The organism is Desulfosporosinus sp. Tol-M2 (assembly GCF_059735615.1).
This window is the reverse complement of the sequence record NZ_JCAIJG010000203.1, coordinates 1-24,211: the sequence shown is the minus strand read 5'-3', so window position 1 is coordinate 24,211 and position 24,211 is coordinate 1. Positions and strand designations below refer to the sequence as shown.

General features: G+C 41.3%; 26 protein-coding genes and 2 pseudogenes. 23 read left to right on the top strand and 5 right to left on the bottom strand.

Features of this window, described 5'->3' with window-relative positions:
• Window positions 1-58 precede the first annotated feature (58 nt).
• Entirely contained in the window at window positions 59-379 is a 321-nt protein-coding gene (locus AC6I5A_RS14895; RefSeq protein WP_497900810.1) for a hypothetical protein, read from the top strand.
• Between the two features lie 174 nt (window positions 380-553).
• Here AC6I5A_RS14895 and AC6I5A_RS14890 read toward each other — a convergent pair whose 3' ends face one another.
• Window positions 554-904, bottom strand: coding sequence for a DUF6954 family protein (locus AC6I5A_RS14890; RefSeq protein ID WP_034617852.1), 351 nt, complete (start codon window positions 902-904; stop codon window positions 554-556).
• Window positions 905-1,164: 260 nt separating this feature from the next.
• On the opposite strand from AC6I5A_RS14890, the gene AC6I5A_RS14885 reads away from it, so the two are divergent.
• The 3 genes from AC6I5A_RS14885 (at window position 1,165) to AC6I5A_RS14875 (ending at window position 3,669) form a co-directional block, all read left to right on the top strand.
• Window positions 1,165-2,190: an O-acetyl-ADP-ribose deacetylase gene (locus AC6I5A_RS14885; RefSeq protein WP_034617851.1), complete on the top strand. Its 1,026-nt coding sequence runs from the start codon at window positions 1,165-1,167 to the stop codon at window positions 2,188-2,190.
• Between the two features lie 102 nt (window positions 2,191-2,292).
• Window positions 2,293-2,946, top strand: coding sequence for a vWA domain-containing protein (locus AC6I5A_RS14880; protein WP_034617850.1), 654 nt, complete (start codon window positions 2,293-2,295; stop codon window positions 2,944-2,946).
• A gap of 129 nt (window positions 2,947-3,075) precedes the next feature.
• Entirely contained in the window at window positions 3,076-3,669 is a 594-nt protein-coding gene (locus AC6I5A_RS14875; protein WP_052168144.1) for a hypothetical protein, read from the top strand.
• A gap of 55 nt (window positions 3,670-3,724) precedes the next feature.
• Here the strand turns inward: AC6I5A_RS14875 and AC6I5A_RS14870 are convergent, their stop codons facing one another.
• Both AC6I5A_RS14870 and AC6I5A_RS14865 read right to left on the bottom strand, forming a co-directional pair.
• Window positions 3,725-4,099, bottom strand: coding sequence for an HsmA family protein (locus AC6I5A_RS14870; RefSeq protein WP_034617849.1), 375 nt, complete (start codon window positions 4,097-4,099; stop codon window positions 3,725-3,727).
• A gap of 450 nt (window positions 4,100-4,549) precedes the next feature.
• Window positions 4,550-5,320, bottom strand: a complete 771-nt coding sequence (locus AC6I5A_RS14865) for an N-formylglutamate amidohydrolase (RefSeq protein WP_052168142.1) — start codon at window positions 5,318-5,320, stop codon at window positions 4,550-4,552.
• 365 nt (window positions 5,321-5,685) lie between these two features.
• Here AC6I5A_RS14865 and AC6I5A_RS14860 point away from each other — a divergent pair, with 365 nt between their 5' ends.
• The 6 genes from AC6I5A_RS14860 to AC6I5A_RS14835 all read left to right on the top strand — a co-directional run bounded on the left by AC6I5A_RS14860 (window position 5,686) and on the right by AC6I5A_RS14835 (window position 9,346).
• Window positions 5,686-6,156 carry a flavodoxin family protein gene (locus AC6I5A_RS14860; protein ID WP_034617848.1) on the top strand — a complete coding sequence of 157 codons (471 nt, stop codon included), beginning with the start codon at window positions 5,686-5,688 and terminating at the stop codon, window positions 6,154-6,156.
• A 2-nt stretch (window positions 6,157-6,158) separates the two neighbouring features.
• Window positions 6,159-6,554: an FMN-binding protein gene (locus AC6I5A_RS14855; protein ID WP_497900809.1), complete on the top strand. Its 396-nt coding sequence runs from the start codon at window positions 6,159-6,161 to the stop codon at window positions 6,552-6,554.
• 56 nt (window positions 6,555-6,610) lie between these two features.
• The gene (locus AC6I5A_RS14850) at window positions 6,611-7,057 is read left to right on the top strand and encodes a VOC family protein (RefSeq protein ID WP_034617845.1); all 447 of its coding nucleotides are present in this window, start codon (window positions 6,611-6,613) and stop codon (window positions 7,055-7,057) included.
• A gap of 274 nt (window positions 7,058-7,331) precedes the next feature.
• On the top strand, window positions 7,332-8,063 hold the full coding sequence (locus tag AC6I5A_RS14845; RefSeq protein WP_034617832.1) for an AzlC family ABC transporter permease: 732 nt from the start codon (window positions 7,332-7,334) through the stop codon (window positions 8,061-8,063).
• Entirely contained in the window at window positions 8,053-8,358 is a 306-nt protein-coding gene (locus AC6I5A_RS14840; protein WP_034617829.1) for an AzlD domain-containing protein, read from the top strand. Before AC6I5A_RS14845 ends, AC6I5A_RS14840 begins: the two co-directional genes overlap by 11 nt.
• Before the next feature lie 274 nt (window positions 8,359-8,632).
• Entirely contained in the window at window positions 8,633-9,346 is a 714-nt protein-coding gene (locus AC6I5A_RS14835) for a response regulator transcription factor (protein WP_497900808.1), read from the top strand.
• 597 nt (window positions 9,347-9,943) lie between these two features.
• On the opposite strand, the gene AC6I5A_RS14830 is transcribed toward AC6I5A_RS14835, so the two are convergent.
• Window positions 9,944-10,636, bottom strand: coding sequence for a Crp/Fnr family transcriptional regulator (locus AC6I5A_RS14830; protein ID WP_034617826.1), 693 nt, complete (start codon window positions 10,634-10,636; stop codon window positions 9,944-9,946).
• A 132-nt stretch (window positions 10,637-10,768) separates the two neighbouring features.
• On the opposite strand from AC6I5A_RS14830, the gene AC6I5A_RS14825 reads away from it, so the two are divergent.
• The 3 genes from AC6I5A_RS14825 to rbr are packed head-to-tail and all read left to right on the top strand — an operon-like array spanning window position 10,769 to window position 13,731.
• Window positions 10,769-11,497 carry an ATP-binding protein gene (locus AC6I5A_RS14825; protein ID WP_034617823.1) on the top strand — a complete coding sequence of 243 codons (729 nt, stop codon included), beginning with the start codon at window positions 10,769-10,771 and terminating at the stop codon, window positions 11,495-11,497.
• Window positions 11,498-11,522: 25 nt separating this feature from the next.
• On the top strand, window positions 11,523-13,166 hold the full coding sequence (gene hcp / locus AC6I5A_RS14820; protein ID WP_034617820.1) for a hydroxylamine reductase: 1,644 nt from the start codon (window positions 11,523-11,525) through the stop codon (window positions 13,164-13,166).
• A gap of 28 nt (window positions 13,167-13,194) precedes the next feature.
• The gene (gene rbr / locus AC6I5A_RS14815) at window positions 13,195-13,731 is read left to right on the top strand and encodes a rubrerythrin (protein WP_034617816.1); all 537 of its coding nucleotides are present in this window, start codon (window positions 13,195-13,197) and stop codon (window positions 13,729-13,731) included.
• 162 nt (window positions 13,732-13,893) lie between these two features.
• Here rbr and AC6I5A_RS14810 read toward each other — a convergent pair whose 3' ends face one another.
• Entirely contained in the window at window positions 13,894-15,069 is a 1,176-nt protein-coding gene (locus AC6I5A_RS14810; RefSeq protein WP_034617814.1) for an SAM-dependent methyltransferase, read from the bottom strand.
• Between the two features lie 338 nt (window positions 15,070-15,407).
• On the opposite strand from AC6I5A_RS14810, the gene AC6I5A_RS14805 reads away from it, so the two are divergent.
• From AC6I5A_RS14805 to AC6I5A_RS14760, 10 genes and pseudogenes are all read left to right on the top strand, one after another.
• Window positions 15,408-16,178 (top strand): Sir2 family NAD-dependent protein deacetylase, encoded by a 771-nt coding sequence (locus AC6I5A_RS14805; RefSeq protein WP_052168141.1) that lies wholly within the window; start codon window positions 15,408-15,410, stop codon window positions 16,176-16,178.
• A gap of 140 nt (window positions 16,179-16,318) precedes the next feature.
• Entirely contained in the window at window positions 16,319-17,512 is a 1,194-nt protein-coding gene (locus AC6I5A_RS14800) for a hypothetical protein (RefSeq protein ID WP_034617810.1), read from the top strand.
• Window positions 17,513-18,545: 1,033 nt separating this feature from the next.
• A complete protein-coding gene (locus tag AC6I5A_RS14795; RefSeq protein WP_034617807.1) occupies window positions 18,546-19,469 on the top strand; it encodes an EamA family transporter in 924 nt (307 codons plus the stop codon).
• Window positions 19,470-19,860: 391 nt separating this feature from the next.
• Window positions 19,861-20,583: pseudogene (locus tag AC6I5A_RS14790) on the top strand (response regulator transcription factor).
• Between the two features lie 204 nt (window positions 20,584-20,787).
• The gene (locus AC6I5A_RS14785; RefSeq protein WP_034617805.1) at window positions 20,788-21,078 is read left to right on the top strand and encodes a nucleotidyltransferase family protein; all 291 of its coding nucleotides are present in this window, start codon (window positions 20,788-20,790) and stop codon (window positions 21,076-21,078) included.
• Between the two features lie 152 nt (window positions 21,079-21,230).
• Window positions 21,231-21,296: pseudogene (locus AC6I5A_RS14780) on the top strand (SEC-C metal-binding domain-containing protein); the annotation flags it as partial.
• A 997-nt stretch (window positions 21,297-22,293) separates the two neighbouring features.
• The gene (locus AC6I5A_RS14775; RefSeq protein WP_034617800.1) at window positions 22,294-22,980 is read left to right on the top strand and encodes a SanA/YdcF family protein; all 687 of its coding nucleotides are present in this window, start codon (window positions 22,294-22,296) and stop codon (window positions 22,978-22,980) included.
• Window positions 22,981-23,272: 292 nt separating this feature from the next.
• Window positions 23,273-23,410 (top strand): hypothetical protein, encoded by a 138-nt coding sequence (locus tag AC6I5A_RS14770; RefSeq protein WP_497900807.1) that lies wholly within the window; start codon window positions 23,273-23,275, stop codon window positions 23,408-23,410.
• A 7-nt stretch (window positions 23,411-23,417) separates the two neighbouring features.
• Window positions 23,418-23,615 carry a hypothetical protein gene (locus AC6I5A_RS14765; RefSeq protein WP_034617797.1) on the top strand — a complete coding sequence of 66 codons (198 nt, stop codon included), beginning with the start codon at window positions 23,418-23,420 and terminating at the stop codon, window positions 23,613-23,615.
• A 271-nt stretch (window positions 23,616-23,886) separates the two neighbouring features.
• On the top strand, window positions 23,887-24,211 hold a 325-nt coding region (locus tag AC6I5A_RS14760), incomplete at its 3' end, for a hypothetical protein (protein WP_034617794.1).

Genomic DNA, 24,211 nt, shown 5'->3' with positions numbered 1-24,211 from the left:
GACTTATGTGGTACACTATTTTTACTGATTAATAAGGGAGGGGTTAGCGATAGATACCTTGGAGCTGATTCTGAAAAAACTTGATCGCCTCGAAGAGGACATGCATGGTCTCAAAGAGGACATGCATGGTCTCAAAGGGGACATGCATGACTTCAAAGATGAGATGCATGACTTCAAAGATAGTCAAGCGAAAATGGAATCCGACATTAAGGCGCTCAGAGCAGACAGTAGGGAAACTCAAAGAAGATTAGATGGACTTTCCGCTAAAGTGGATTTGACCTGGCGGGCTGTGTCGGAACTCAGTGCTGACGGCGTGAGACTGGATAGGCTTCAGAAAAGAGTCGAAATTATTGAAAAGAAATGCGGAATGATAAGTTAGAACAGGAGTAAAAGCTCCATCTGACGCTAAGAACTCTGTTTATATAGAAAAACGAGGGCTATTTGATTAACCCTCGTTTTGCATCTGCCATATGAACCTTAATTGTGATTCGAAATAAGTATATTTTGCTTCCGTTTTTAAGGTGTTCCTCTGCAAATTGAATCATCCGTTTGGTCATCTGATTTTAATTGTGCTTCCGAGTGCAGCTCCAAGTAAAGACAAGCCTAAGATTACCAGGATATATATCACATAGAACGGGTTAAAGAAAGGGTATGAGTTGTTTAGCATATAGAAAAAGAGCATAATCGTGCCTGGAGCAGCAATAATAAGGCCCGATTTCCAACTATACTTTGGCAAAAGAAACCCGAAAAGCGCACTTAAGCAACCATATAATACTAACACTACTAATACTGTAATAAGCCGTTCGGCAAAAGCGCCATCAGAGAATACTGATACAAGAACTCCAAAAAAGCCAAGGAGACAACCAACTATTAGTTCAAGTATAATCCCAATCCCATTTCGCATAACACATACTCTCCTTTAAGTCCCCTAATGTTTTACTATTATTATAGCTTATTGTAGAATCAAAGATGTATAAGTTCCATGTAAAGATAAAATAGAGAGAGAATCAATTCAACCCCTCTGGCTCCCACAGGCTTAAAAGCAATAGCCCCTTTCGCGTATTTTCTATTTCGCACACGGAAAAAAACGGCATCATAACACAGGAGCAGCTCAAGCAACCTTACCGGGGGATAGAGGTAGCTATTAAGTTGGGGGGCGGGATTATGCCACTTGAATTAATACGCGATGATATAACTAAAGTCCATGCCGATGCAATCGTGAATGCTGCAAACTCATCCCTGCTTGGAGGCGGGGGCGTTGATGGAGCAATTCATAGGGCTGCCGGCAGGGAACTGCTTGCTGAGTGCCGGACACTTGGCGGCTGTGAAACCGGACAAGCAAAGATTACAAAGGGATACAAGCTGCCCGTAAAATATGTAATCCATACTGTGGGCCCCGTTTGGCATGGCGGCAATAACAATGAGGATAAGCTGCTTGCCGATTGTTATAAGAATTCACTTGCCTTGGCTAAGGAAAATAACCTTGAAAGTATTGCATTTCCATTAATTTCATCAGGTGCTTATGGGTATCCGAAGGATAAAGCATTGAAAACCGCCATTTCTGTAATCGGTGAATTTCTTTTGAACAATGATATGATGGTTTTCCTGGTGGTCTTTGATAAGGCGGCAGTTACACTTTCAGAAAAGCTGTTTTCATCTATCAAACAATACATTGATGACAGGTACATAGAAGAGCACCCCGGTAGATATAGGCCGGAAGTGCAGCATATTCTGAAGGAGCGGCATATACCGAAAGAATATTACCTGGAAGAACCTATGCTTTCGGCTATAGAAGAACCTGGGCCAATGAAAAAGGGAAAACGTAGTCTAGACGATCTTGTAAAGCGTATGGATGAAACTTTCTCGCAGATGCTGCTGCGGTTAATTGACGAAAAAGGCATGACCGATGCGGAAACATATAATAAAGCCAATATCGACAGGAAATTATTTTCTAAAATCCGAAACGACATAAATTATAAACCGGGCAAGCCTACAGCTATAGCCTTTGCCATAGCCTTGAGGCTGAATCTTGATGAAACCAAAGACTTGCTGCTTAAAGCCGGTTTTGCACTTTCAAACAGCAGTAAATTCGATATTATTATTCAGTACTTTATAGATGAGGGCAACTACAATATTTTTGAGATCAATGAAGCCCTGTTTGCCTTTGATCAGCATTTGCTGGGAGTGTGATTAGTAAATTGATTGGTAATTTGTCGCCTGCCATGCGACCATAGGGAAGTCAAGAAATTTTATCCTTAAATCATAATAAATAATGATTTGGAGGATGAGATTATGAAAAAAGGTTTAACTGAACTGGTATTTATCCTTGACCGAAGCGGATCAATGAGCGGCCTGGAAAGTGATACGATTGGCGGCTATAATGCCATGCTGGAAAAACAGAAAAAGGAACCCGGTGAGGCTGTTCTAACCACAGTTTTGTTTGATGACAGGTACGAGTTATTGCATGATCGTATAAACCTGCGTGGGATAGTTCCTATCACAGACAAAGAGTATTATGTGCGTGGCAGTACCGCGTTGTTGGATGCAGTGGGCAAAACGATCAATAAAATAGGAAATGCTCTGAAGCCTACTGCTGAAGAGGAACGGGCAGAACATGTTATGTTTGTGATAACCACAGACGGCATGGAAAACGCCAGCCGTGAATTCGGCTATGAGAAAGTGCGTCGCATGATCGAGCATCAAAAAAAGAAGTATCGCTGGGAATTCATTTTTCTCGGGGCAAATATCGATGCAATTGCTACTGCAGAGCGTTTCGGCATAGATAAAGACCGGGCCACGAACTATAATGCAGATAGTGAGGGTACTCTGCTCAACTATGCGGTTATCAGTGAAACCGTAAGTAACTTGCGTGCCAGCTACCCTATATCAGAAAAATGGAAAGACCGTATTGATGAAGATTTCAAGAAGCGCGGAGGCAGGAAATAATTAGGCCTCTCATTAGGCTGCAATTTCGTACGCTTCAGCTATGTTAGGCAAGTTGATAGCATTTCATCCATCTTGGTCCGTTTCATGATATTATGAGATAATGCTAATTAAAGGAAGTGCCATAAAATTATGGAGAATGAAAAATTTCAAGAGTTTATGGTAGAACAATTCTCTAATCTGTTCAAAGAGTTTGAGAGTTTGAAAAACAATATGGATCAACGATTTGAGAATGTGGATCAACGATTTGACCGTGTAGATCAACAATTTGATAGTGTGGATCAACGATTTGATAGTGTGGATCAACGATTTGAGAGTATGGATCAACGATTTGACAGTGTGGATCAACGATTTGAGAGTGTGGATCAACGATTTGGGAGTGTAGATCAACGATTTGATACTATAGATCAACGATTTGAGAGTATGGATCAACGATTTGAGAGTATGGATCAACGATTTGACCTTGTAGATCAACGATTTGGGAGTGTAGATCAACGATTTGATACTATAGATCAACGATTTGACAGTGTGGAGGAACAGATTTCTAAGTTGGGTGCTTTAGACCGCAGTGATATTGAAAATGTTGCCAGGCAGGTAGAGAAGTTAGTGGTTGGTCAGGAGTCTATAAAGACTGATATAAATACCCTCCTCAACAGTGTTGATTTAATATCCGGCAAAACATTCAGGTTGGAACAAGATGTTAGAGAATTAAAGAAAGCAAAATAATGCAGAAAGAATTAATGTTATCATGCCTGCGAATTTTTATTGAGGTCCCTATGTATCAGGTTGTACCAAAAATCGCACCGGTAACCATCGGGATTAACCAAATAATCCAAACCAGAATGCTGAACTTATGAAACTTTAAAATTAAAACTTCATCCTTCTTAATTAAAACCAGAGTAGCCCAAACAGCATGAAAGAGCATAATGATAATTGCAGCTAAACCAGTTATGCCATGAAAGTTAAATTGCAGCATGCTGCCTACCATCAGACCCATAGCCCCGGTTCCGATAGTATCGCTTACTAAGCCCGTATAAAACATTCCCGCGTGCCACCACTTGAGTCGGCCTTGAATTCGTTCACTCCACACCCCAACAGTGTAAAATATCAAGGCTAAGTTGATAAATACCAGCCCAACCAGACCATAGGTACTCATACTTCTAAATCCTCCTTAGTATACTTCGCATTCCTTTGCTTATTATGCCCTCCAGGCAAAGGACTTTATCATATTAAAAAGAAGTAGAAATGATAGCTGAGGAAATGGATAATTAGCGGGGAATGGGGGTTAACGTTTTTTAGAGCTTAAAGAGCAAGTAATTGAGAGCTTTTTGACGAAAGAAACATGGAAGCAAATTGTGGTACGGATTTAATCCCCCGATCTGCATATGATTAAAAAACGGTTCCTTTCAATATTAAATATGAAGGAACTGTTTTTATGCATGTTGCCCGATAAAATGAATATTTATGAATTCTACCGATAAGGTTCCCTTTGACCCCACTCCAATTTAACATGGCCCTTATCATTCCGGTTGGCTTAACGTCCAAGTCGAAAAGGAATGGGTATGTATTGGCATTTGTCGGTCACGAAAGGGAAGAGGGGCCCTGCTCAAGATTGAGCAGGGCCCCTCTTCTCAGTAATATACTGTACAAAACGTATTATCTTGCCTTTGAACTCGTCGAATGAAGCGAGCTTTTTCCCGTTTTGTTCATCCATATATCTTGATCTATTGATTTCTACCATTAAGGATTTTACTCTTGGATCCGAGTGGTAAAACTTCATGGGCACAAAGGTACCCGCATAAGGTGTATTCCTTTCGGCAAGTTCATCTTCCCCCCAGAATAAGTACTCATAGGCTAGTCTAAAAATACCCGCTTGCGTATGAAAGGTATCTGTGCCAATGCAGATTGGTGGCCTTGGTTCGGTTTGATCTATTTCGTGAGGCAGCGGTTTCGAAGAAAAGGAATGAGCATCAAGGATCACACATTGGCCATATTGTTCCAGACAATTTTCAACCATTTGTGTGATCACCTCATGATAGGAATCATAATACTGATTGAGCATTTTTTCCCGCTCTTTCATACTGATTTCTCTAAGAACTTTTCCAGTTGATGTTTTTGTATAAATGGCCCCCATACCTTTTGAGGCCATAACTTCATCTTTGTCATCACGAAATCTCTCCGGATCAAAAACTAGTCGGCTATATTGGTTAATGTGCCGGTTGAAATCGCCAAAGTCGAACAAATCATCAATGTACCAGTCGGTCATCACCAATATTTCATGCTCCAGCTCAGTATCTGAAAGCGGCAATTTACTTCTTTCCTCTGCCGGAATATAGGTTGAACAGTGGGGGATGTGAATAATAACAGGACTTTTCATCAGCGTTGTCTCCTTCCCTGAAATCAGCTGAGCCTGATCAGCTTACAGGCAACTATATAGCCTTAGTCATAGTATTCTTGATCAAAACCGCCGGCAGCTGAACATCGTCATAGCAGTTTTCACAATAACGGTAATTTTCAATGGCCTTATTAGTGTGATACAACGTATTTAAAGATAAACAAATCGGATCCATGTCGGTTCTGCAAATGATAATAGCTTAAAAAACAGTTCCTTTTAATATTAAAAATGAAAAAACAGTTTTTTATGGATGTTGCTGAATAAAAAAAATTATTGGCAGGATTTTATGTAGAATTTACGAATAATTAGGTATTTACGCGTTTGCATTTTGGAAGGAGACCAGATCGATGAAGGCTTTGATTGTATACGACTCCTACTTTGGAAATACGCAAAAGATAGCAGAAACTATAGGTAATTCGATTGCTCCCAATAACGATGTAACAGTATGTATGATTACTTCTATCAAGCCAGAGCAGTTGTCGGGAGTGAACCTATTGATAGTCGGGTCCCCTACCCGATCTTTTAAACCAACGGATGCGATCAAAAAATTTCTTAATTCCATCCCATCTAATGGATTGAAATGTATCGATGTATTGGCTTTTGATACCAGGATTTCAGCCAAAGACGCTAATTCCAAAGTACTAAAAGTATTTATAAAAGTCTTCGGTTACGCAGCTGAACCGATAGGAGAAAAAATCCAGAAAAAAGGCGGAAACTTAATAGCCCCGCCTGAAGGATTTTTCGTTCAAGATACTGAAGGCCCCCTAAAAGAGGGAGAGCTTGAACGGGCAGCGAACTGGGTTAAGGGGAGGATATAAGTGTGAAGAAAATATTAATTGGAGTTCTGATCGTATTCATTATCATCGCAGTTGCCGGCGGTATGACCTTAAAAATTATAACAGACAGAGCTGATGCCGATCTCCAAAAGCTTTTAGCAGTCGAGATAAAAGAGGTTGACCTGAGCAAAATTGAAAACGGGACGTATACCGGGACTTATCAGGCTTTTCCGATAGAGGTGGAAGTTAAAGTAGTCGTAGCTGACCAAAAGATCACCGACATTGATCTAGTCAAACATAATACTGGTAAAGGTCAGGCAGCGGAAGCATTACCAACCAAGGTTGTTGAAACACAAAGCCTGAAGGTGGATACGATCACCGGGGCTACTTACAGCAGTAAGGTAATATTATTGGCAATACAGGATGCGCTGAGTAAATAGCAATGTAAATAGCAATATGCAATTATACTTTTGATTTTTTCTGGAGGAGAATGGGCATGAAATTTAAATTACCGCTAATTGTTGTTTCTGATATTGTGGCAGCGCGTAAATTTTATGAAGACATATTGAATCAAAAGGTAATTCTGGACTTTGGAGCCAATATTACCTTTGAAGGGGATTTCTCACTGCAGTCAAAGGAAACATGGGTAGAATTTACACATAAAACAGAAAATGATATTTTGATTAAACCGGATAACTTTGAGCTGTATTTTGAAGAAGAACAGTTTGATGAATTTGTAGAACGGCTGCAATCCTTTGAAATTCAGTATGTTCATGATGTAACCGAATATCCCTGGGGCCAAAGAGTGATCCGCTTCTATGACCCCGATATGCATATGATTGAAGTTGGCGAAAGTATGGCATCAGTGATTAAACGGTTCATTGACCAGGGGTTATCGGTTGAAGAAACTGCAGAGCGAACTCAGCATCAATTGAATATGTGAGAATGCTTGATGGAAACAACTTGTTCCTTATCTTTTCGTGCTACTAATAACGGAGGGACTATAGCAAGTATTGGTTCCGGTACAATCACTATTAGCAGAAGCACGTTCGCTGGTAACACCCCTGATGCTACTGCGAATATTGATGCCGTCTTACTGCGGCTCTGAGAATATATTACACCTTTAAAAGCGCAAAATGCTCCCTGCGGGCAATATAAAAATAACGCGACAGCATACCCGTCGCGTATCGAAGCAGGAGAAAGATAGGATTTGCGAGATGGAGAATAATCGGACATGGTTTGTAAAAGGAATTCGTGACGGCATTCCAATTTCATTAGGATATCTTGCTGTGTCATTTACTTTGGGTATTGCGGCTAAGAATGCAGGATTAACCGGTTTTCAAGCAACTTGGATGTCAATTACCAACTTAACTTCTGCGGGCCAATTTGCAGCATTTGGTTTAATTACATTAGGCGTTCCATACATAGAAATGGCAATTGCGCAGTTGATCATTAACCTAAGATATTGTCTGATGTCCTGTTCATTATCCCAAAAGCTGGATTCAGAAGCACCATTTTTTCACCGGCTTTTAGTAGCATATGGGGTAACAGATGAAATATTTGGTGTATCCATGCATGTTGCAGGAAAATTAAATCCCTTTTATACATACGGCCTTATCTGCATTGCAGCACCGGGATGGATATTGGGAACTTTATTAGGTGTGATATCGGGAAATATTCTGCCTGCCCGAATTCTCAGCGCGTTGAGTGTTGCGCTCTATGGGATGTTTATAGCCATAATAATTCCGCCGACCAGAAAGGATAAAGTTATTGCCGGGTTGGTTGTGGTATCTATGATGGCAAGTCTTTTGTTTACTTATCTTCCGTTTATAAGCAAGATTTCTGCCGGTTTTCGGATTATTATTCTGACTGTTATAATAGCAGGAATAGCTGCAGTTTTATTCCCGATAAAAGGTGAAGATGCAAAAGGAGAGTACTATGAATCATAATGTTTATTTGTACATATTGGTGATGGCTGTGGTAACCTATCTGATTCGAGTGCTGCCGCTTACTTTAATTCGAAAGCAAATTAAAAATATTACTATACGTTCATTTTTGTATTATGTTCCGTATGTAACGTTAGCAGTTATGACTTTTCCGGCAATTTTGTCTGCAACAGCAAGCATATGGTCTGCCCTCGTCGGATTTGTGGCCGCAATTGTACTTGCTTATCGTGGTGCCAGTCTATTTAGGGTATCGATTGATGCGTGTCTAATGGTGTTTTTTATAGAATTGTTCCTATGATGAAAAGCATTTGCCGTCTTCCGGTATTGCAAAGGGGAGAACCCGACTTTATTATATCTCTGAAGAAGCAAGGTAACTGCCCCTTGCTTTTTCATTTTTACCGGTGCAGATAAGGGATCATGCAATTATGGCTTACATATAAAAGATAATTCCTTAAGAAGTTCTTAAGAAATATATTAAGTTTATCGTAAGATTTAGCTGATATCATTACCCTAATAAAAAAAATAGGTGGTGTGATATGATTGTATAAATCAATAGGTGGGAGGGATACATCGTGAATATTCTGGTTTGCGATGACGATAAAGAAATTTTAGAGGCGATCACAATTTATTTGGGAAACGAAGGCTATCAAGTATTTAAAGCGGCACATGGGCTGGAAGCTTTAAAAGTAGCAGAAGAAAATGAGATACATCTGATTATTATGGATATTATGATGCCGCAAATGGATGGTCTGCGGGCAACTATGAAGATTAGAGAAGATAAGAATATCCCGGTTATTATGCTCTCAGCCAAATCTGAGGATACTGACAAAATTATTGGTTTAAATATGGGAGCGGACGATTATATAACCAAGCCCTTTAACCCTTTGGAGTTAATTGCCAGGGTGAAATCCCAGCTAAGACGCTATACAATATTGGGAAGCCTGGAAACTAAAAGTAATGTTTATAAAACCGGCGGACTTGTGATCGATGATGAGAGTAATAATGTAACGGTTGATGGCGATGAAGTAAAACTGACTCCGGTCCAATACAAGATATTGAAGCTGTTGACCGCCAATGCCGGTAGGGTATATTCCATCGATGAAATTTATGAAAAAGTATGGCAGGAAACGGCCTTTAGTGCAGAAAATACAGTCGCCGTCCATATCAGAAAAATTGCTAAACCAATGTGTCCGAGGCCGAAAACATATACCTGCATCGACAAATTCCTCACTTCTAAAAGAATCTTTTTCTATTCCACTTTATGCGTTGGCAGACACTATGATTAGATTTTTGAATAACTTGGGGGTTCTTAGGTTCAAAAGGGATGCTTTCCATTATTGCAAACAATACATACAAAAAACCCCAAGGCATTTGCCCTGGGGGTTCCCAAAAGGGGGAGAAAAAGAATTGATTCATCAAGCTTGCTATATCTTACGCAATTAGCTTGATTCAAGATTGACATTTTGTCTATAAAGTCTTCCTGATTGTTTGCCCCATCTTTTTGCTGCTCAAAAATAACATATAGTATACTCTCTAATTCATGATGAAGAAAAACATGAAAAGCCCTCAGTAACGCCGATAGGCTCAGCTGAGGGCTTAGTTACGTGGGACATCTAACATTCCACATGTATTGCCCCCACTAAAAACCGGTACTTATTTGCGTAATTGTGTACCCCCGGGGGTCGGAAAAGTGTTGCCTTACCTTGTCCAAGGAAACTTAAAAAGTCCAAAAATAAAAAGGAGCAATATGCCCGAAGCCCTTGATATCAGGCTATTTCCGCTCTATCAACGGCATATACCCATCCCTCCCTGTACATTTGTTTAAGCATTATTCGTAAATACTATAAGTTTGGCAATAACTTGAAACTAACGAGGTGATCCTATCATTCAACCATGTCCTTTAATGATTCTATATCCTTTATCTGAATGGATGACAAATGAAAATCAATTACGCCTTCATCCCGCATACGACACATTTCCCGGGACATGGAGGGTCGGGAGACGTTTAAATAATCGGCTAATTCGTTGCGTTTCATCGGCAGCATAAATGTAAGGCTGCCATTTATTTTATATTGCCCCAGCAAAAAGGAACTCAGTTTACCGCGCATGCTTTTCATGGACAAGTACTCCAGTTTCTTATTGAGCATAAGGGTTTTGTCGGAAATATCCTTTAACATGTTTTCGATGATTTTCCGGTGCCAAGAGCAAAGATTGGCGCATTCGCCAAGGATTTTTTGTTTCGCTAAAAACATAACTGTGCAGGTTTCCTGGGCAACAACAGTTGTCGGCCAAACGGATTTGCGGGAAAATACCGCGCTTTCCCCAAAAATTTCCCCGGGTTTTAGAATCGCCATAATCATCCGGTTTCCTGCCGCGTTTTCCTTAATCAGGGCAGCTTCCCCTTTCAGCAGGATACCCATGCTTTCGAAGGGATTTCCGGCAATAGCGATGAAACTGTTTTTCTTAAATTCACTAAGTTTTGGTTGGAGGCAGCCGAGCATCGTATTTAGATCGTTGGCCTCAACGTTTTGAAACAAAGACGTTTTGCTTAAAACCGGCAGATATTTTTTAAACAATATTTACACACCTTTATTTTCGGTTGCTATAGCTACCGATTTTTAATTTTTATTATAGTATACTGATTTCAACATAAGCAAGAGGATTTACGAAGGGAAGAAGGGAGTTTGAGAAGAAAGGAGTTTTGGCAAATGAAAAGGAATATTATTAAAATTGATCAAGAAAAGTGTAATGGCTGCGGACTCTGTGTGCATGCTTGCCATGAGGGCGCGCTGCAGCTGGTGAATGGCAAAGCAGAGTTGATTACAGATTCATATTGTGACGGACTGGGCGCTTGTCTGCCTGAATGTCCTCAAGGGGCAATTACTTTGGAAGAAAGAGAAGCGGTCGCCTTTGATGAAGAGGCTGTTAAAACTCATCTCGAAAAGCAGAAGGCAGAAATTTTCCCTATGAATCTGGGATGCGGTTGTGCCGGAACTCAGGCCAGGACAATTGATAGACCGGAAACTCCTCATGAACACGGAATTCAAATGACAACAAGCGTAGCCCCTGAATCGCAGCTTCGTCAGTGGCCCTGTCAAATCAGGCTGGTTCCGGTGAATGCGCCTTATTTAGAGAAGGTCCATTTACTAATTGCTGCTGATTGTACCGCTTATGCCTATGCAAATATCCATCATGTTTATATGAAAAACAAAATCACGCTGATTGGCTGCCCGAAGCTGGATGATGAGGACTATGCGGAAAAACTGACCCAAATCCTGCAGCAACATGAGATAAAAAGTATCACGGTCCTAAGAATGGAAGTGCCCTGCTGCGCCGGGATAGCAGAGGCTGTAAAAAATGCCCTGATTAAGAGCGCCAAAATGATACCTTGGCAGATTGTGACGATTAATATCGACGGTAGTATCTGTGAAGAGTAACTTGTTACAAGGAGGGGGAAGAAGAATGAGTATGTTTTGTTATCAATGTCAGGAAACGGCAAAAGGAACCGGTTGTACAATTAAAGGGGTTTGTGGAAAACCCGAAAATGTTGCAAAATTGCAGGACCTTCTGATTTACACCGTAAAAGGGCTCGCCCTCTATGCAGTTCAAGCCCGTGAATTTAATCTCGACAGCAAAGATGTCGATAAGTTCATCATGGAAAGCCTCTTTAGTACGATTACTAATGTTAACTTTGATCGCAGTCAATTCGTAGAACGAATACAGAACGGTCTCAAGCTCCGCGAAGAGCTAAAACAAGCAATCCTTCAAGCGGGCGGCTTGCTTCCGACGAACTTACCCGATGCGGCAACCTGGACGGCAGCCCCAGAGGAGTTCGATACCAAAGCCGCGTCTGTGGGCGTTTTAGCGACCGAAGATGAAGATATTCGCTCTCTCAGACAATTGCTCACTTACGGGTTAAAAGGGATGGCTGCTTATGCTGAACATGCCTATATTCTTGAATATCAGGAAGCCGGTATTTTCGCCTTTATGGAAAAGGCCTTGGCAGCGACACTTGACGATACGCTGGCAGGGAGTGATCTTGTTGGTCTTGTCCTGGAAGCAGGGAAATTTGGTGTTGAAGTGATGGCCCTTTTGGATAAAGCGAACACTGCCACATACGGTAACCCGGAACTCAGCAAAGTCAATATTGGAGTGAGAAACAACCCGGCTATTCTAATCAGTGGTCACGATCTGAAGGATCTCGAGGAGTTACTCATCCAAACAAATGGCAGCGGTGTAGATGTTTATACTCATGGGGAAATGCTTCCGGCGCACTACTATCCTGCCTTTAAGAAGTATGATCACTTTGTCGGCAACTATGGAAACGCCTGGTATAAACAAGACAAGGAATTTGATACTTTTAACGGCCCCATATTATTGACCACTAACTGCCTCATTCCGCCAAAAGATTCCTACAAAGATCGCGTCTATACCACCGGAGTTGTCGGTTTTGAAGGAGTTAAACACATTGCTGAGCGCGCAGATGGAAAGCCCAAAGACTTCTCTGCCCTTATCGCTCAGGCCAAGCAATGTCCGGCACCGACGGAAATCGAAACGGGAGAGATCGTCGGAGGATTTGCCCACAATCAAGTATTGGCTTTGGCTGATAAAGTTGTCGCTGCTGTCAAATCGGGAGCCATTAAGCGTTTCTTTGTCATGGCCGGCTGTGACGGACGCATGAAGAGTCGAAACTATTATACGGAGTTCGCTCAAGCATTACCCAAAGATACGGTGATCCTGACAGCTGGGTGCGCAAAGTATAAGTACAATAAATTAGACCTCGGAGATATTGACGGCATTCCGAGAGTGCTTGATGCCGGACAATGCAATGACTCCTATTCCTGGGCAGTGATTGCCTTAAAACTAAAAGAAGTATTTGGACTGGAAGACATTAATCAACTGCCAATCTCCTATAACATCGCCTGGTACGAGCAAAAAGCCGTGATTGTCTTACTGGCCTTACTCTACCTGGGGGTGAAAAATATTCACTTAGGACCAACCCTACCGGGCTTCTTGTCCCCCAATGTCGTCAACGTCTTAGTTGAGAACTTTGGAATTGCAGGCATCACCAATGTTGAAGAAGATATAAAAACATTTATGGCTTAAAAAATTAATAAGTGAAGGGAGTACTACGATGAAAGAGTTAAAGGGCACTAAGACCGAAAAGAACTTAAGAGATGCTTTCGCGGGAGAATCTCAAGCCCGTAACAAATATACCTATTTTGCGTCCGCTGCCAAAAAAGAAGGGTATGAACAAATTGCCGCTCTATTCCTGGAGACTGCAGAAAATGAGAAGGAACACGCTAAAATTTGGTTAAAAAAGCTTGGCGGAGTCGCCGGTACTCTTGAAAATTTGCAAGCGGCTGCTGCCGGAGAAAATAGTGAGTGGACCGAAATGTATCCCAAAATGGCTGCTGAAGCCCGGGAAGAAGGGTTCGAAGATATTGCGCTGTTATTTGAAGGTGTAGCAAGAATAGAAAAAGAGCATGAAGAGCGCTATAAACGACTTTTAGAGAACCTGGAACAGGGCAAAGTTTATAAAAAAGACGGCAAAGTATATTGGAAATGCAGGAACTGCGGTCACATTCATATGGGTATTGAAGCACCTGAAGTGTGTCCGGTTTGTATGCACCCTCAAGCATATTTTGAGGTCCACGAAACAAATTATTAGGTTAGTATAACCTTCAAAGTGGAGCAATTTTTTTAAACATTAAAATTCCAAATAAAAAAGGGTTGTAACAAACCGGAAAACTGGTTTTGTTACAACCCTTTTTATGAAACAGGTTTCCCTTAATTTTGTGCGGCATATGGTTGAGTTATGAGAAATTAATGATTAAGAATTCATATATTCACGGGTCATAGGCAATGAATTGTTTACTCCTTTGGTAAATAGGAACTGATGAAGATCTATGTTACCGCAATGGAATGAAGCAGCGCTGGAGTTGAGATAGAGACGCCACATCCGGATAAAGGTTTCATCTTTTATCCGCCGGATTAATGGGAGAGCCTGTTCAAAGTTTTGGGCCCAGTGCTCCAGGGTTCGAGTGTAGTGTTCACGAAGGCTTTCCATGTCTATGAGGTAAAACTTGTTGGTGGCCATTAGCGAAACCAGTTCATGTACTGCAGGAATATAGCCGCCCGGGAAAATGTACTTATTGACCCAGCTATTGATTGCCGATTCTTCATATCCTGTTATACAATGTAAGAGAGATACTCCGCCTTCACTCAAGAGGTTTTTAACTGCCGAAAAATATTCCGCCAAGTGTTCTTTTCCAACGTGCTCGACCATCCCAACGCTTACCACCCTGTCAAAAGTCCTGCCTCTTAATTCCCGGTAGTCCAGGATCTGGACTTTAACCAGGTCCTGCAAGCCCTCATTTTGAATTCTCTCCAAGACCCGGGTATATTGTTCAGAACTAAGTGTGATACCTAGAGCTTTAACCTGATAAGTTTTCGCTGCAGTCAGAATAAGTTCTCCCCACCCACAGCCGATATCGAGTAAGGTTTGCCCAGGCTGTAATTTGAGTTTGCGTAGGATATGATCGACTTTGTTATGCTGAGCCTGAGTCAAGCTATCTTCGGGCGACTTGAAATAGGCACAGGAGTAAGTCATGGTCTCATCTAACCATAAACGGTAAAAATTATTCCCTATATCATAGTGAAATTTAGTATTCTCTTTGCTCTTACGAATATTATTGGTTAGTATTTTAGAGAATTTGATATATGGATTTTTCTGGGAAAAGGGATTACCCTGTTTATTGTAGATGGATTCTATGACTTTTTGAACACTTCCTTCAATATCGATTTTCTTTTGCATATACCCTTCTCCGAAGGCTAAGGAAAGGTCACTAATAATTTCAGTTTTGGCAATTGGTTCATTGAAGCCGATCCGGAACTGAGCCTGCCCACCCCCATAATTTGCCACCTCACCATCCCAATACTTTACTTCACAAGGATCGGCAAAAAGGTTTTCCATGAATTTATGATAGAATACTTTATCAAATTTCATGTTTGTTCCTCCTATATCTCAATATAATAAGGTTCGTCTGGTTTATCAAGCCCCACATCACGGTTTGCGAATGCTAAGACTTTGCATGTTTACGGGAACCCGGGAGGACAGAGCCAAAGGTAGTATGTCCGTTCCAAGCCGCGCTATAACACGCTAGAGAACATTTTAAAAGAGATTTTTTGCGACGAACAAAGGGATTGGGAAACGTTTTCAAACATGCAGGATAAGAACTTTATCAACAGACTTATCAACAGGTTACACACAAAGAGTAGTATTTAAAAATAGTATTTAAAAATAGTATTTAAGGAAAGGAAGTGGATATTTAGTGAGTTTTGTACTTGCCGGACGAGAGCTCACTAAAGAAAATTATGGATGAAATAAAAGAGGTAGCGGAACTATTACATAAATCCAATAACACAGTAGTATTGACAGGTGCAGGCATGTCCACTGAAAGCGGGATATCGGATTTTCGTTCCAATAGAGGCGTATATTCTGAAATCCCTGAAGAAGTCTTCTCCCTGACCTACTTTTATCGGTATCCCCGTCAGTTTTACGATGCCGTATTAAAGTACTTATACATTAAAGATCTTCAGCCAAATATTGGCCACATCATCCTCGCAGAGTGGGAGGAAAAAGGGTTAGTTCATCAGATTATTACGCAAAACGTTGATTCCCTCCATTTTGATGCAGGGAGCAAAAAAGTTATCGAAATCCATGGAACCGGTAAAACTGCTACATGTCTAAGATGCAAGAGGCAATATGTATTTGCCGAACTTGTTGCCAAAGGCGGAGAGTTTTACTATTGTGATTGCCTGGACAAACATGCGGATAATCTGATTAAACGGGACACAGTTTTGTTTGAAGAAAATGTCCCCAGATACGAAGATGCTTTCAAAATAATTCAAAAAGCGGAATTGGTTTTTGTTTTAGGAACATCCCTTACGGTGTATCCCGTAGCCGACTTGATTGAATATGCACCTCCTCGTTCCAAAATAGTGATCATAAACAAAACCACTACCAGTTTTGACAACTCGCGTCAGGTCATAGCAATCCATAAACCGATTGGAAAAACATTAATGGCTATAAATGAATTAATAGAAGTACAGTGAAGAAGCAAATAGAAATATGTCCATATTATACCATAATCTAAGGCTAAAGTCGACCACTATTGTTAGTCACTCGATACTTGTTCGATTTGGAAGAGAGGCGCTGTAGCAACTATTCAATTACGCGGAGGTGAGAGTAACGCATGACACAGCCTGCATATAAGATTATCTGGGTGGATAGTGACTCCAACGAAACTATCGGTCAAGGAACTGAACTAAATTGCACTTTCCATACGGTGTGTGACAGAAAGTTTTTGATTGTTAAAGCCATTGCCCTGAATAATGAAGCGGAAAAATTAAATATCAGTCTTTCGGTTCCAGAAAATGGATACTTAAATGTAGATTGTGGGTCTGAAATTACCTTGACAGTACAAGTTCAGACGGGGGAAAAGAACCTCCTCTCTCCGGAAGACCTTTACAGAATGATTGAAGGAAAAAAAGCCCTGGCAATCCCTGAAGATGCCTATGTTACGCCAAGCTTTACCTGGCTATCATTTTTCCAAAACGTCAGTAAAGTTCCTCCCCATCAAGAAATCCTGGAGAATATTCTAAAAACAGCAACACTCTTGGAAAGTTATCGGAATGCGTTGTTTGCCAATAACTCTGTCTCTATCGAGCAGGGATGGTGGGATGGAAAAGGCGCCGGCAAATTAGAAGATCTCTCACCGGAGTTTTTCCATAGGGCCGGTAAAGCAGTTGACATAAATTTACATAATGTGGTTAACGGTTTTAACACGGATATGATCGATGCCTTAGCCAAAGCACATCCCGGCGGGATGATGCAAAAGAAGTCCGGCATCCATCTTGATTTGGGGAAAAGAGCCTGCCGGTATGATGAACGTGGCAAACTCATGGAAACTATACCTGCAGATCAGCTCGTCAAGTTAAAGCCTGATTTGCTGGCGGAGAAGGTTCTCGCTGCAACCATCTTAAGGATAGACACAAATGAAGTGAAAGGCATGACCAAGGTAGAGAAAGTCGATACCTATGCTTATACGTTTCTTAAACTGATTAATCACGATGTTGATCCTGCCAATCCGGCAAATTGTGATAGCTATCTCGGTGATGCCTATCTGCGGGAGCAGGATATACCGGCAGAGTATAAATATCGCAAGATTTTTCCCGGCCAATATACAAGTTCTTGGTTGTTGCGATTCCCAGTTTCATTGGAGCTCACAGGGGACTTCAAGATCAGCGAAATCTTTTCATGCAGGCCGGAAAAGTTAGTGGCCCAAAATGTTGTTGCGATCAGCAGGCTGCACGAAATCCACCCTCGCCGTATGGGAAGACCTATACCCATATTGATATCCGGGAAGAGGCCCAGGCACGAAGGCTAAAAGCCAACGGCAAGACAAGTCATCTGTTAACCAAAGATCAGCTGCAACCGCTTGTTGAAAAAAATCCGGAAGAGCAAAGGCTTGCTTCAGCTTATATGCAGCTTATTATTACCGGCAAAGCGAAAACCGCTGCTCAGGTTAATGTTAAACCCACGACTCAGGTAATCAAGATGAATATTTATGCTTATCTGCCGTTTATCCAGGCCCAATACGGCAATGGGGCGTTCAACTTTAAAGATTACGCCTTTCATGGGGCAAATATCAATATCACAGCCGCACCGGCATCTATACTGCGCAAAAAGGTGCGAGAAGTGGGTTTTGCGGAAATATGGCTGATTTCATTACCGGTGACTGTTTCAATTCGCGGCTGTTGTCAGGTACTTGAGGTAGCTGCCTTTGATTATGGTGAACCGGTCACAGAAAGCTACATATCCGTTGGACCGACGCAAGAAGGGGTGTTTCAAATCGATGAAATCAAAATCGAGGATTACCCTCAGAATATCTGGCCTTCCAATTTCGAAAGAAGGTCCAATAGTGCAGCGGACGGAGAAGCTTATGGTTTTCACGTAACGCAGCGTTACAGTTTCTGCGAAAGTGCTTGGACGGGTACCTTTGACGGAACTCAAGGAATTTTCACGATCACCGCTCGTTTCAGTAATAAAGCTTCAACGAACGGACGCTTTCAGGGGGAGTATTTTGAAGACTACAACTTTAATTTCCATATAACTACCAAACAGCTTCCGCGGGCAAATGCAAACATTTCGCTTTTAAAGCAACCACTTTGTCGCATATTGGTTAATTGAGTATACATTTTAATTCCAAATTGGTAGTCGTTCATAGCATTCTTAGAGTATATGGGGTAAAATTTAATTTAAGTTAATTGCGGATAAAACAGTACACAGAAGGGAATTAGCTATGGGTGCTGCAGTGATTGATAGGAGAGGAAGGACGATCTCCCATGCGGCAGTAAAACCTTTTCCCGCACGTCGAAGGATAGAATGGCAAATGTGTGTTGGAATAGAGAGATGAGCTAATGGCAAAGAGAGAAGAGACAACGGTAATTTTGGCCTACTTGGCCGTTTGTATTATTTGGGGGTCAACGTATCTGGCGATTAGAATTGGAGTCAGCGACTTTCCGCCATTTTTATTTGCCGGTATAAGGTCCTTGCTGGCAGGGTCTTTGGTGTTGTCATATGCTTATTTTAAAGGGTACAAATTTCCTGAAGATTTTATAGACCTCCGGAGGCAGGTCATAGTTGGTTTATTCTTACTGTTAGGTGGCAACGGGCTTGTCGTTTGGACGGAACAATGGGTTTGTTCGGGAGCCGCAGCACTTCTCTTAGCGATTGTCCCCTTATTCACGGCGATTCTCGAAAGGTTCCTGTCCAATAGTCCAAGGATTGGCCCGCAGGGGTGGTTCGGTTTACTTTTAGGGTTTAGCGGGGTTGCCCTTTTGGTATTGACGGGTTCTGATGTTAAAATAATTGATCTTTCAGGGGGAATATTGCTGCTGCTGGCGGCTCTTTCCTGGTCACTGGGCTCAGTCTATTCCAAGACATTTAAATCCTCCGCAACAATGGGGGCCAATATAAGTATACAAATATTGGCCGGAGGGGTTGCCCTGACCATAGTTGGGCTCTTGCTGGGAGAGGCAGGTGGAATTCAGCTAACTGCCAAGGGGGTTGGCGCTCTGGCCTATTTGATCGTGTTTGGTTCGATCCTTGGTTACAGTTCATATATCTATATCCTGCAGAGGTGGCCGGCCTCAAAGGCCGGTACCTATGCTTACGTTAATCCGGTTGTCGGAGTGATCTTAGGCGCTCTTATTCTAGACGAGCCGATCTCACCGGCAGTGTTCATTGCCGGGGTCATTATTTTAGGCGGGGTATTTTTAGTTCAATTATCGAAAACGGGGATGAAAAGTGAGCAGGAGTCATCTGAGAATTCGGAACCATGAGTTTGTCTTATTTGCTCACTCCAAATTACTTAAATTACTTTTCAAGTCCTGGTAAAAGTTTGCCTTAGCAGTCTCAAAGTAGGGAATGACCCAAAGCAGGCCTATACCCAGCGTTATGGCAATTTCACCTTATAGTTTTTGAACTTAGCCTAAGTAGGCAGATTTACTGAGCAAAGCCCCACAATCCCGTCCGGGATCGTGGGGCTTTTTCTCGGTGGGGGAAGCTTATTGTCGGCAGCATTGCTGCGCTATGGCCTAATGAATTAATCTTTAAGAAGTTCTTAAGAATTAGGGCAAGCTTATCGTAAGATTTAGTTGATATGATTACCTTAAAGAAAAGAACAGGGGGTGTGATATGATTGGATAGATCATGAGGTGGGAGGGATACGGCATGAATATCCTGGTTTGCGATGACGATAAAGATATTTTAGAAGCGATAAGCATCTACTTAGAATACGAGGGTTATCAAGTTTTTAAAGCTGCGCATGGCCTGGAAGCTTTAAAAGTAGTTGAAGAAAATGAGGTCCATTTGGGGATTATGGATACTATGATGCCGCACCTGGATGGGCTCAGGGCAACTATGAAGCTCAGAGAAGATAAGAATATACCGGTTATTATACTCTCGGCAAAAGCTAAGGATACGGACAAAATAATTGGCTTAAATATGTGGGCGGACGATTATGTTACTAAGCCGTTCAATGCTTTGGAATTAATGGCCAGGGTGAAGTCCCAGCTCAGACGCAATACCAGCTTAGGGAGCCTGGAAAGTAAAAGTAATGTCTATTAAACAGGCGGACTGGTGATTGATGATCAGGGTAAGCAGGTAACGGTTGATGGCGAGGAGGTAAAACTTACGCCGGTCCAATATAAGATCCTGAAGCTGTTGACAGCCAATGCGGGCAGGGTATATTCCATCGATGAAATATATGAAAAAGTATGGCAGGAAACTGCTTTTTGTCCGGAAAATACAGTCGCCGTCCATATTCGAAAAATAAGAGAACGGATTGAAATCAACCCTAAAGAGCCGAAATACTTGAAGGTGGTGTGGGGAATTGGAACTTTAGCTGCGGTAGCGCCTGCAAACCGTGCAACGCCAGCATCAGGAAAACGATGACCGGCACGTGAATGAAGTACACGGTGAAGGAATGCTGGGAGAGGAACCGGCCGAATTTCTTCCCGCCGTTGAGAAAGCGGCGGAAAAACGTGAGGAGCCAAAGGGGGATATGAAATGACGCGGGAAAACCTGGAGTAGTTTGAAAGCCCAAATAATAGTTTTTCTTCGTGGTAAAATAAGGTATAATTAATCTGAGGTGATTATATGTCTGCAATTGAAGATGTTTTAAGTAAGCGAGAGCAAATTATTAGCTTAGCAACACAATACAAAACTCATAATGTCAAAATATTCGGCTCTGTCCTTAGAGAAGAGGAAACTCGGGAGAGTGATATCGATTTCTTAGTGGAATGCCAGGATGATTGTTCGCTTTTTGATATCATTTCCTTGAAGTACGACCTTGAAGAATTTTTAGGAAGAAATGTCGATATAGTAACATATGATTCTTTGCACTGGACCTTAAAGGATAAAATTCTTCTGGAGGCCAGGCCGATATGAAAGATGCCAAGGTTTTTCTCCAACAAAACGAGCTACCCCAACTAAAGAATATGATTAAGGAAATAATGTAATTAATAAAGCACTGAGCAGCTAATGCTGCTGCGGTTTGGTTCAACCCAATAATAATTAGCTTTGAGGAGAAAGAAATGAGTAAGATTGGAAGAAATGACCCCTGCCCCTGTGGTAGTGGCGCGAAGTACAAAAATTGTTGTCTTAATAACAACATTAGCTCAAACAGATTGGAAAAGTGGAAAACCAATGCTTTACAGATTCTTACAGATAGTACCAATAATGAGTCCATCAATTTAATCTTTTTTAAGACATTGGAGTTTATTGAAAGAAGAAATTGGGTAGGAGCATCTCGTGCAGTATCAGCGGTTCTCTATGTACTTTTTAGCGAAGCAGGTTTAAGTCCATCCCTTTGGGTGGGAGAAGTTGAATCTGAGCGAGGTTTTTTTGACCATTCGTGGATAGAGTTAAACGGTAGTATCTTTGATGCGGCTATTTATAAAAACCTTGGTAACGGAATGGCTTTTTCTCCCGTAATTAATGGATACGATATTGACACATTGGAAATTCCAAAATGGAATTATGGAATACGATCAGGGATAGGGATGGATTCCTCTGTCGAGATAATAGTCAATACTCCATTTAATAATTATATGAGTGGATTTCAAGAGCATAAAAATGGATTATGGGGAATTGTGGATGATATTGGCAAGGAGTGCGCATTAAATATTGATGTTAAACGGTTAACAGAAAAGTATTCTAACACTAGATGGTCTGTAAGATAGTCTATAAAAACTTTTTGCGAGAACGGTAAACAACTTACAAAATGGTTCAAGAAAGAAGAACTCGACTAAAAATGCACAGTGGACACTGCGCATTTTTAATTTTGAGTAATGTTGCTGCTATCACAAGAATTTCCGGAGAAACAGAGTAAATGTTTAATAATTTGCAGAAAGAAACCATTATTGGCAGGACTTAGCAGTAATATGCAGAATTATATAATATTATAGAGAATCGTCTGCAAGAATCAAGGATAGCATTTCCCCAATCAGAAATGAATATTTCAAATGGGAGCACCTTACGTCCCATCACTTAGAGCAATTTGAGGGGCCGACGTCTTGTCGGCCTCTGGATATTTGGGCGCGCGCCAGGTAACCGACACATCTACCATGAATATGACAGAACGAAAACAAGGGATGGTGTTACATGAAAAAAGTTATATTAAGAGGACGGTTAAAGCATATTTTTGCTTTCTTGGCTGTCATAATGATTTTATCGGGATGCGCTGCCCTTACCGTTGACCGGTATGTCGAGCGAGTCGGAACAAAATATATACTTAATATTAATGATGTTCCGGTTGCTGATGCTATCCTAGTCTTAGGGGCTTACGTTTTTCCAGATGGAACGACTTCGTCCATGTTAAATGATCGTTTGAGTGAAGGAAATGAACTTTACAAAGAAAGCAAGGCCCCAAAGATATTAGTAAGCGGGGACCATGGGCAGAAAGATTATGATGAAGTTAACGCTATGAAGAGCTTTTTGATGGACAAGGGTGTACCAAGCCAGGACGTCTTCATGGACCACGCGGGTTTTAGTACTTATGAGAGCGTATATAGGGCTCGGGACATTTTCAAAGTCCAAAGGGTTATAATTGTAACTCAGGAATACCATCTCATGCGGGCTGTTTTCTTGGCTCGGGAGATGGGACTCGAGGCGTATGGGATAGCCTCCGACAAACACGATTATGGACAAGCGATGAAATTTTATAAAGTGAGAGAAATAGCCGCAAGAAACAAAGATTTCATATGGGCCAAAATTATCAAACCTGAACCAACATATTTAGGAGACGAAATACCTGTATTTGGAGACGGAAGAGCAACGGATGATAAGTAAGATTATGTTTGAGTAGCTCATTGTTCCATCGTCTAACTTCTAGAACATTGGATTACTGCTACTGAAGAAGGCTAAGGACGAGACGCGGAGCAGATGAACCATAAAGCAAAACAAAACAGTTTTTGCAGGATTTTACTTAATAATGCCGAATTTAGGATATGGTGAATTAATTTGTAAAAATTATCGTGAATAAAGAAATCTACTAGAAACTTATTCGGAATATGTAGAAAAGTACTTTCAAGGATAGATTGTTGCTTAAAGTTGTTTTCGATGGCGGAGAGGTTGGAGCGAATTGACGGATAAGATCAAGCAGAAGGGAAGCCTGGGCAGTGTCGCCGAAGATCTCTTTATCGAGCTGTTTTGTGACACCTTTGGTCCGGAACAAGCGGAATATCTTTTTCTTCAGAGTTTTGGTGGAGGATATTGTTAACTACTTTATGGATTATTACGGCTCCAGAAAAGATCAGGGGTTGGTTGTTGAGAAGAAATCGAGTATTTACTGTAAGGACGGGTATACGGAAAAGGATGTTGAGAGAAATAGCTTTCTGAATCCGATTAAGCGGTTTGAGGATATGCGCTTTATGAGCCGGTGCAGGGATATTGAGTGTTTAATAGGCATGTGTGGAAAAGGCTGACTGCGGAGGAGAAGGCGTGGATTGTTGGGCGGTGTGATGAGAAGTTGGAGGAGTATTATAAGAAGAGGTTAGTTAATGCATAGACAAACTGGGATGACATTATGGAGTATCCTGAATTAAGGTAATTATCTTTTTGAGAGAAAGGGAATATCTCCGTAATTATCTTCGGGTATACTTATAATCTACTAGGAATACCCGAACAAACATTCGCAAATTCCGTAGTAAGACGATATCATTGCGAAATACGGGGTTAAGAAAGGAGAGCAATTCTATGAGAGAATATGAGATCCCATCCCCAATTTTAGATGCCAAAGAGAAAGAACTGATAGAGAAAATCACAAAAGAATATGAAAAATTTATTAGCCCCGGAGTAATTGGACAAGTAGTCAACATAGTTGGAAATGCTATTGAAAAGATTACTCCTGAGAAGGCGAAGAGATTACTAAATGAAACCTATGAACTAATCAGTGAGTGGGATATTCTAAAGAAGACTCTTGAGCACGCAGGCAAAGGTTTTCTTGTATTGCATAAACACGCGTCGTTATTCACGATTAATAAAAATGATACAGTTGAAATTTTTAAACGTATCAGAAAGT

What these genes read in the sequence shown, in the direction of transcription:
- AC6I5A_RS14860 (WP_034617848.1), top strand. Translation starts at nt 5,686, where the DNA reads ATGAAGGCTTTGATTGTATACGACTCCTACTTTGGAAATACGCAAAAG.
- AC6I5A_RS14795 (WP_034617807.1), top strand. Translation starts at nt 18,546, where the DNA reads ATGGCAAAGAGAGAAGAGACAACGGTAATTTTGGCCTACTTGGCCGTT.
- AC6I5A_RS14890 (WP_034617852.1), bottom strand. Translation starts at nt 904, where the DNA reads ATGCGAAATGGGATTGGGATTATACTTGAACTAATAGTTGGTTGTCTC.
- AC6I5A_RS14880 (WP_034617850.1), top strand. Translation starts at nt 2,293, where the DNA reads ATGAAAAAAGGTTTAACTGAACTGGTATTTATCCTTGACCGAAGCGGA.
- AC6I5A_RS14825 (WP_034617823.1), top strand. Translation starts at nt 10,769, where the DNA reads ATGAAAAGGAATATTATTAAAATTGATCAAGAAAAGTGTAATGGCTGC.
- AC6I5A_RS14885 (WP_034617851.1), top strand. Translation starts at nt 1,165, where the DNA reads ATGCCACTTGAATTAATACGCGATGATATAACTAAAGTCCATGCCGAT.
- rbr (WP_034617816.1), top strand. Translation starts at nt 13,195, where the DNA reads ATGAAAGAGTTAAAGGGCACTAAGACCGAAAAGAACTTAAGAGATGCT.
- AC6I5A_RS14865 (WP_052168142.1), bottom strand. Translation starts at nt 5,320, where the DNA reads ATGAAAAGTCCTGTTATTATTCACATCCCCCACTGTTCAACCTATATT.
- AC6I5A_RS14840 (WP_034617829.1), top strand. Translation starts at nt 8,053, where the DNA reads ATGAATCATAATGTTTATTTGTACATATTGGTGATGGCTGTGGTAACC.
- AC6I5A_RS14785 (WP_034617805.1), top strand. Translation starts at nt 20,788, where the DNA reads ATGTCTGCAATTGAAGATGTTTTAAGTAAGCGAGAGCAAATTATTAGC.
- AC6I5A_RS14765 (WP_034617797.1), top strand. Translation starts at nt 23,418, where the DNA reads ATGGATTATTACGGCTCCAGAAAAGATCAGGGGTTGGTTGTTGAGAAG.
- AC6I5A_RS14800 (WP_034617810.1), top strand. Translation starts at nt 16,319, where the DNA reads ATGACACAGCCTGCATATAAGATTATCTGGGTGGATAGTGACTCCAAC.
- AC6I5A_RS14845 (WP_034617832.1), top strand. Translation starts at nt 7,332, where the DNA reads ATGGAGAATAATCGGACATGGTTTGTAAAAGGAATTCGTGACGGCATT.
- hcp (WP_034617820.1), top strand. Translation starts at nt 11,523, where the DNA reads ATGAGTATGTTTTGTTATCAATGTCAGGAAACGGCAAAAGGAACCGGT.
- AC6I5A_RS14775 (WP_034617800.1), top strand. Translation starts at nt 22,294, where the DNA reads ATGAAAAAAGTTATATTAAGAGGACGGTTAAAGCATATTTTTGCTTTC.
- AC6I5A_RS14810 (WP_034617814.1), bottom strand. Translation starts at nt 15,069, where the DNA reads ATGAAATTTGATAAAGTATTCTATCATAAATTCATGGAAAACCTTTTT.
- AC6I5A_RS14850 (WP_034617845.1), top strand. Translation starts at nt 6,611, where the DNA reads ATGAAATTTAAATTACCGCTAATTGTTGTTTCTGATATTGTGGCAGCG.
- AC6I5A_RS14870 (WP_034617849.1), bottom strand. Translation starts at nt 4,099, where the DNA reads ATGAGTACCTATGGTCTGGTTGGGCTGGTATTTATCAACTTAGCCTTG.
- AC6I5A_RS14875 (WP_052168144.1), top strand. Translation starts at nt 3,076, where the DNA reads ATGGAGAATGAAAAATTTCAAGAGTTTATGGTAGAACAATTCTCTAAT.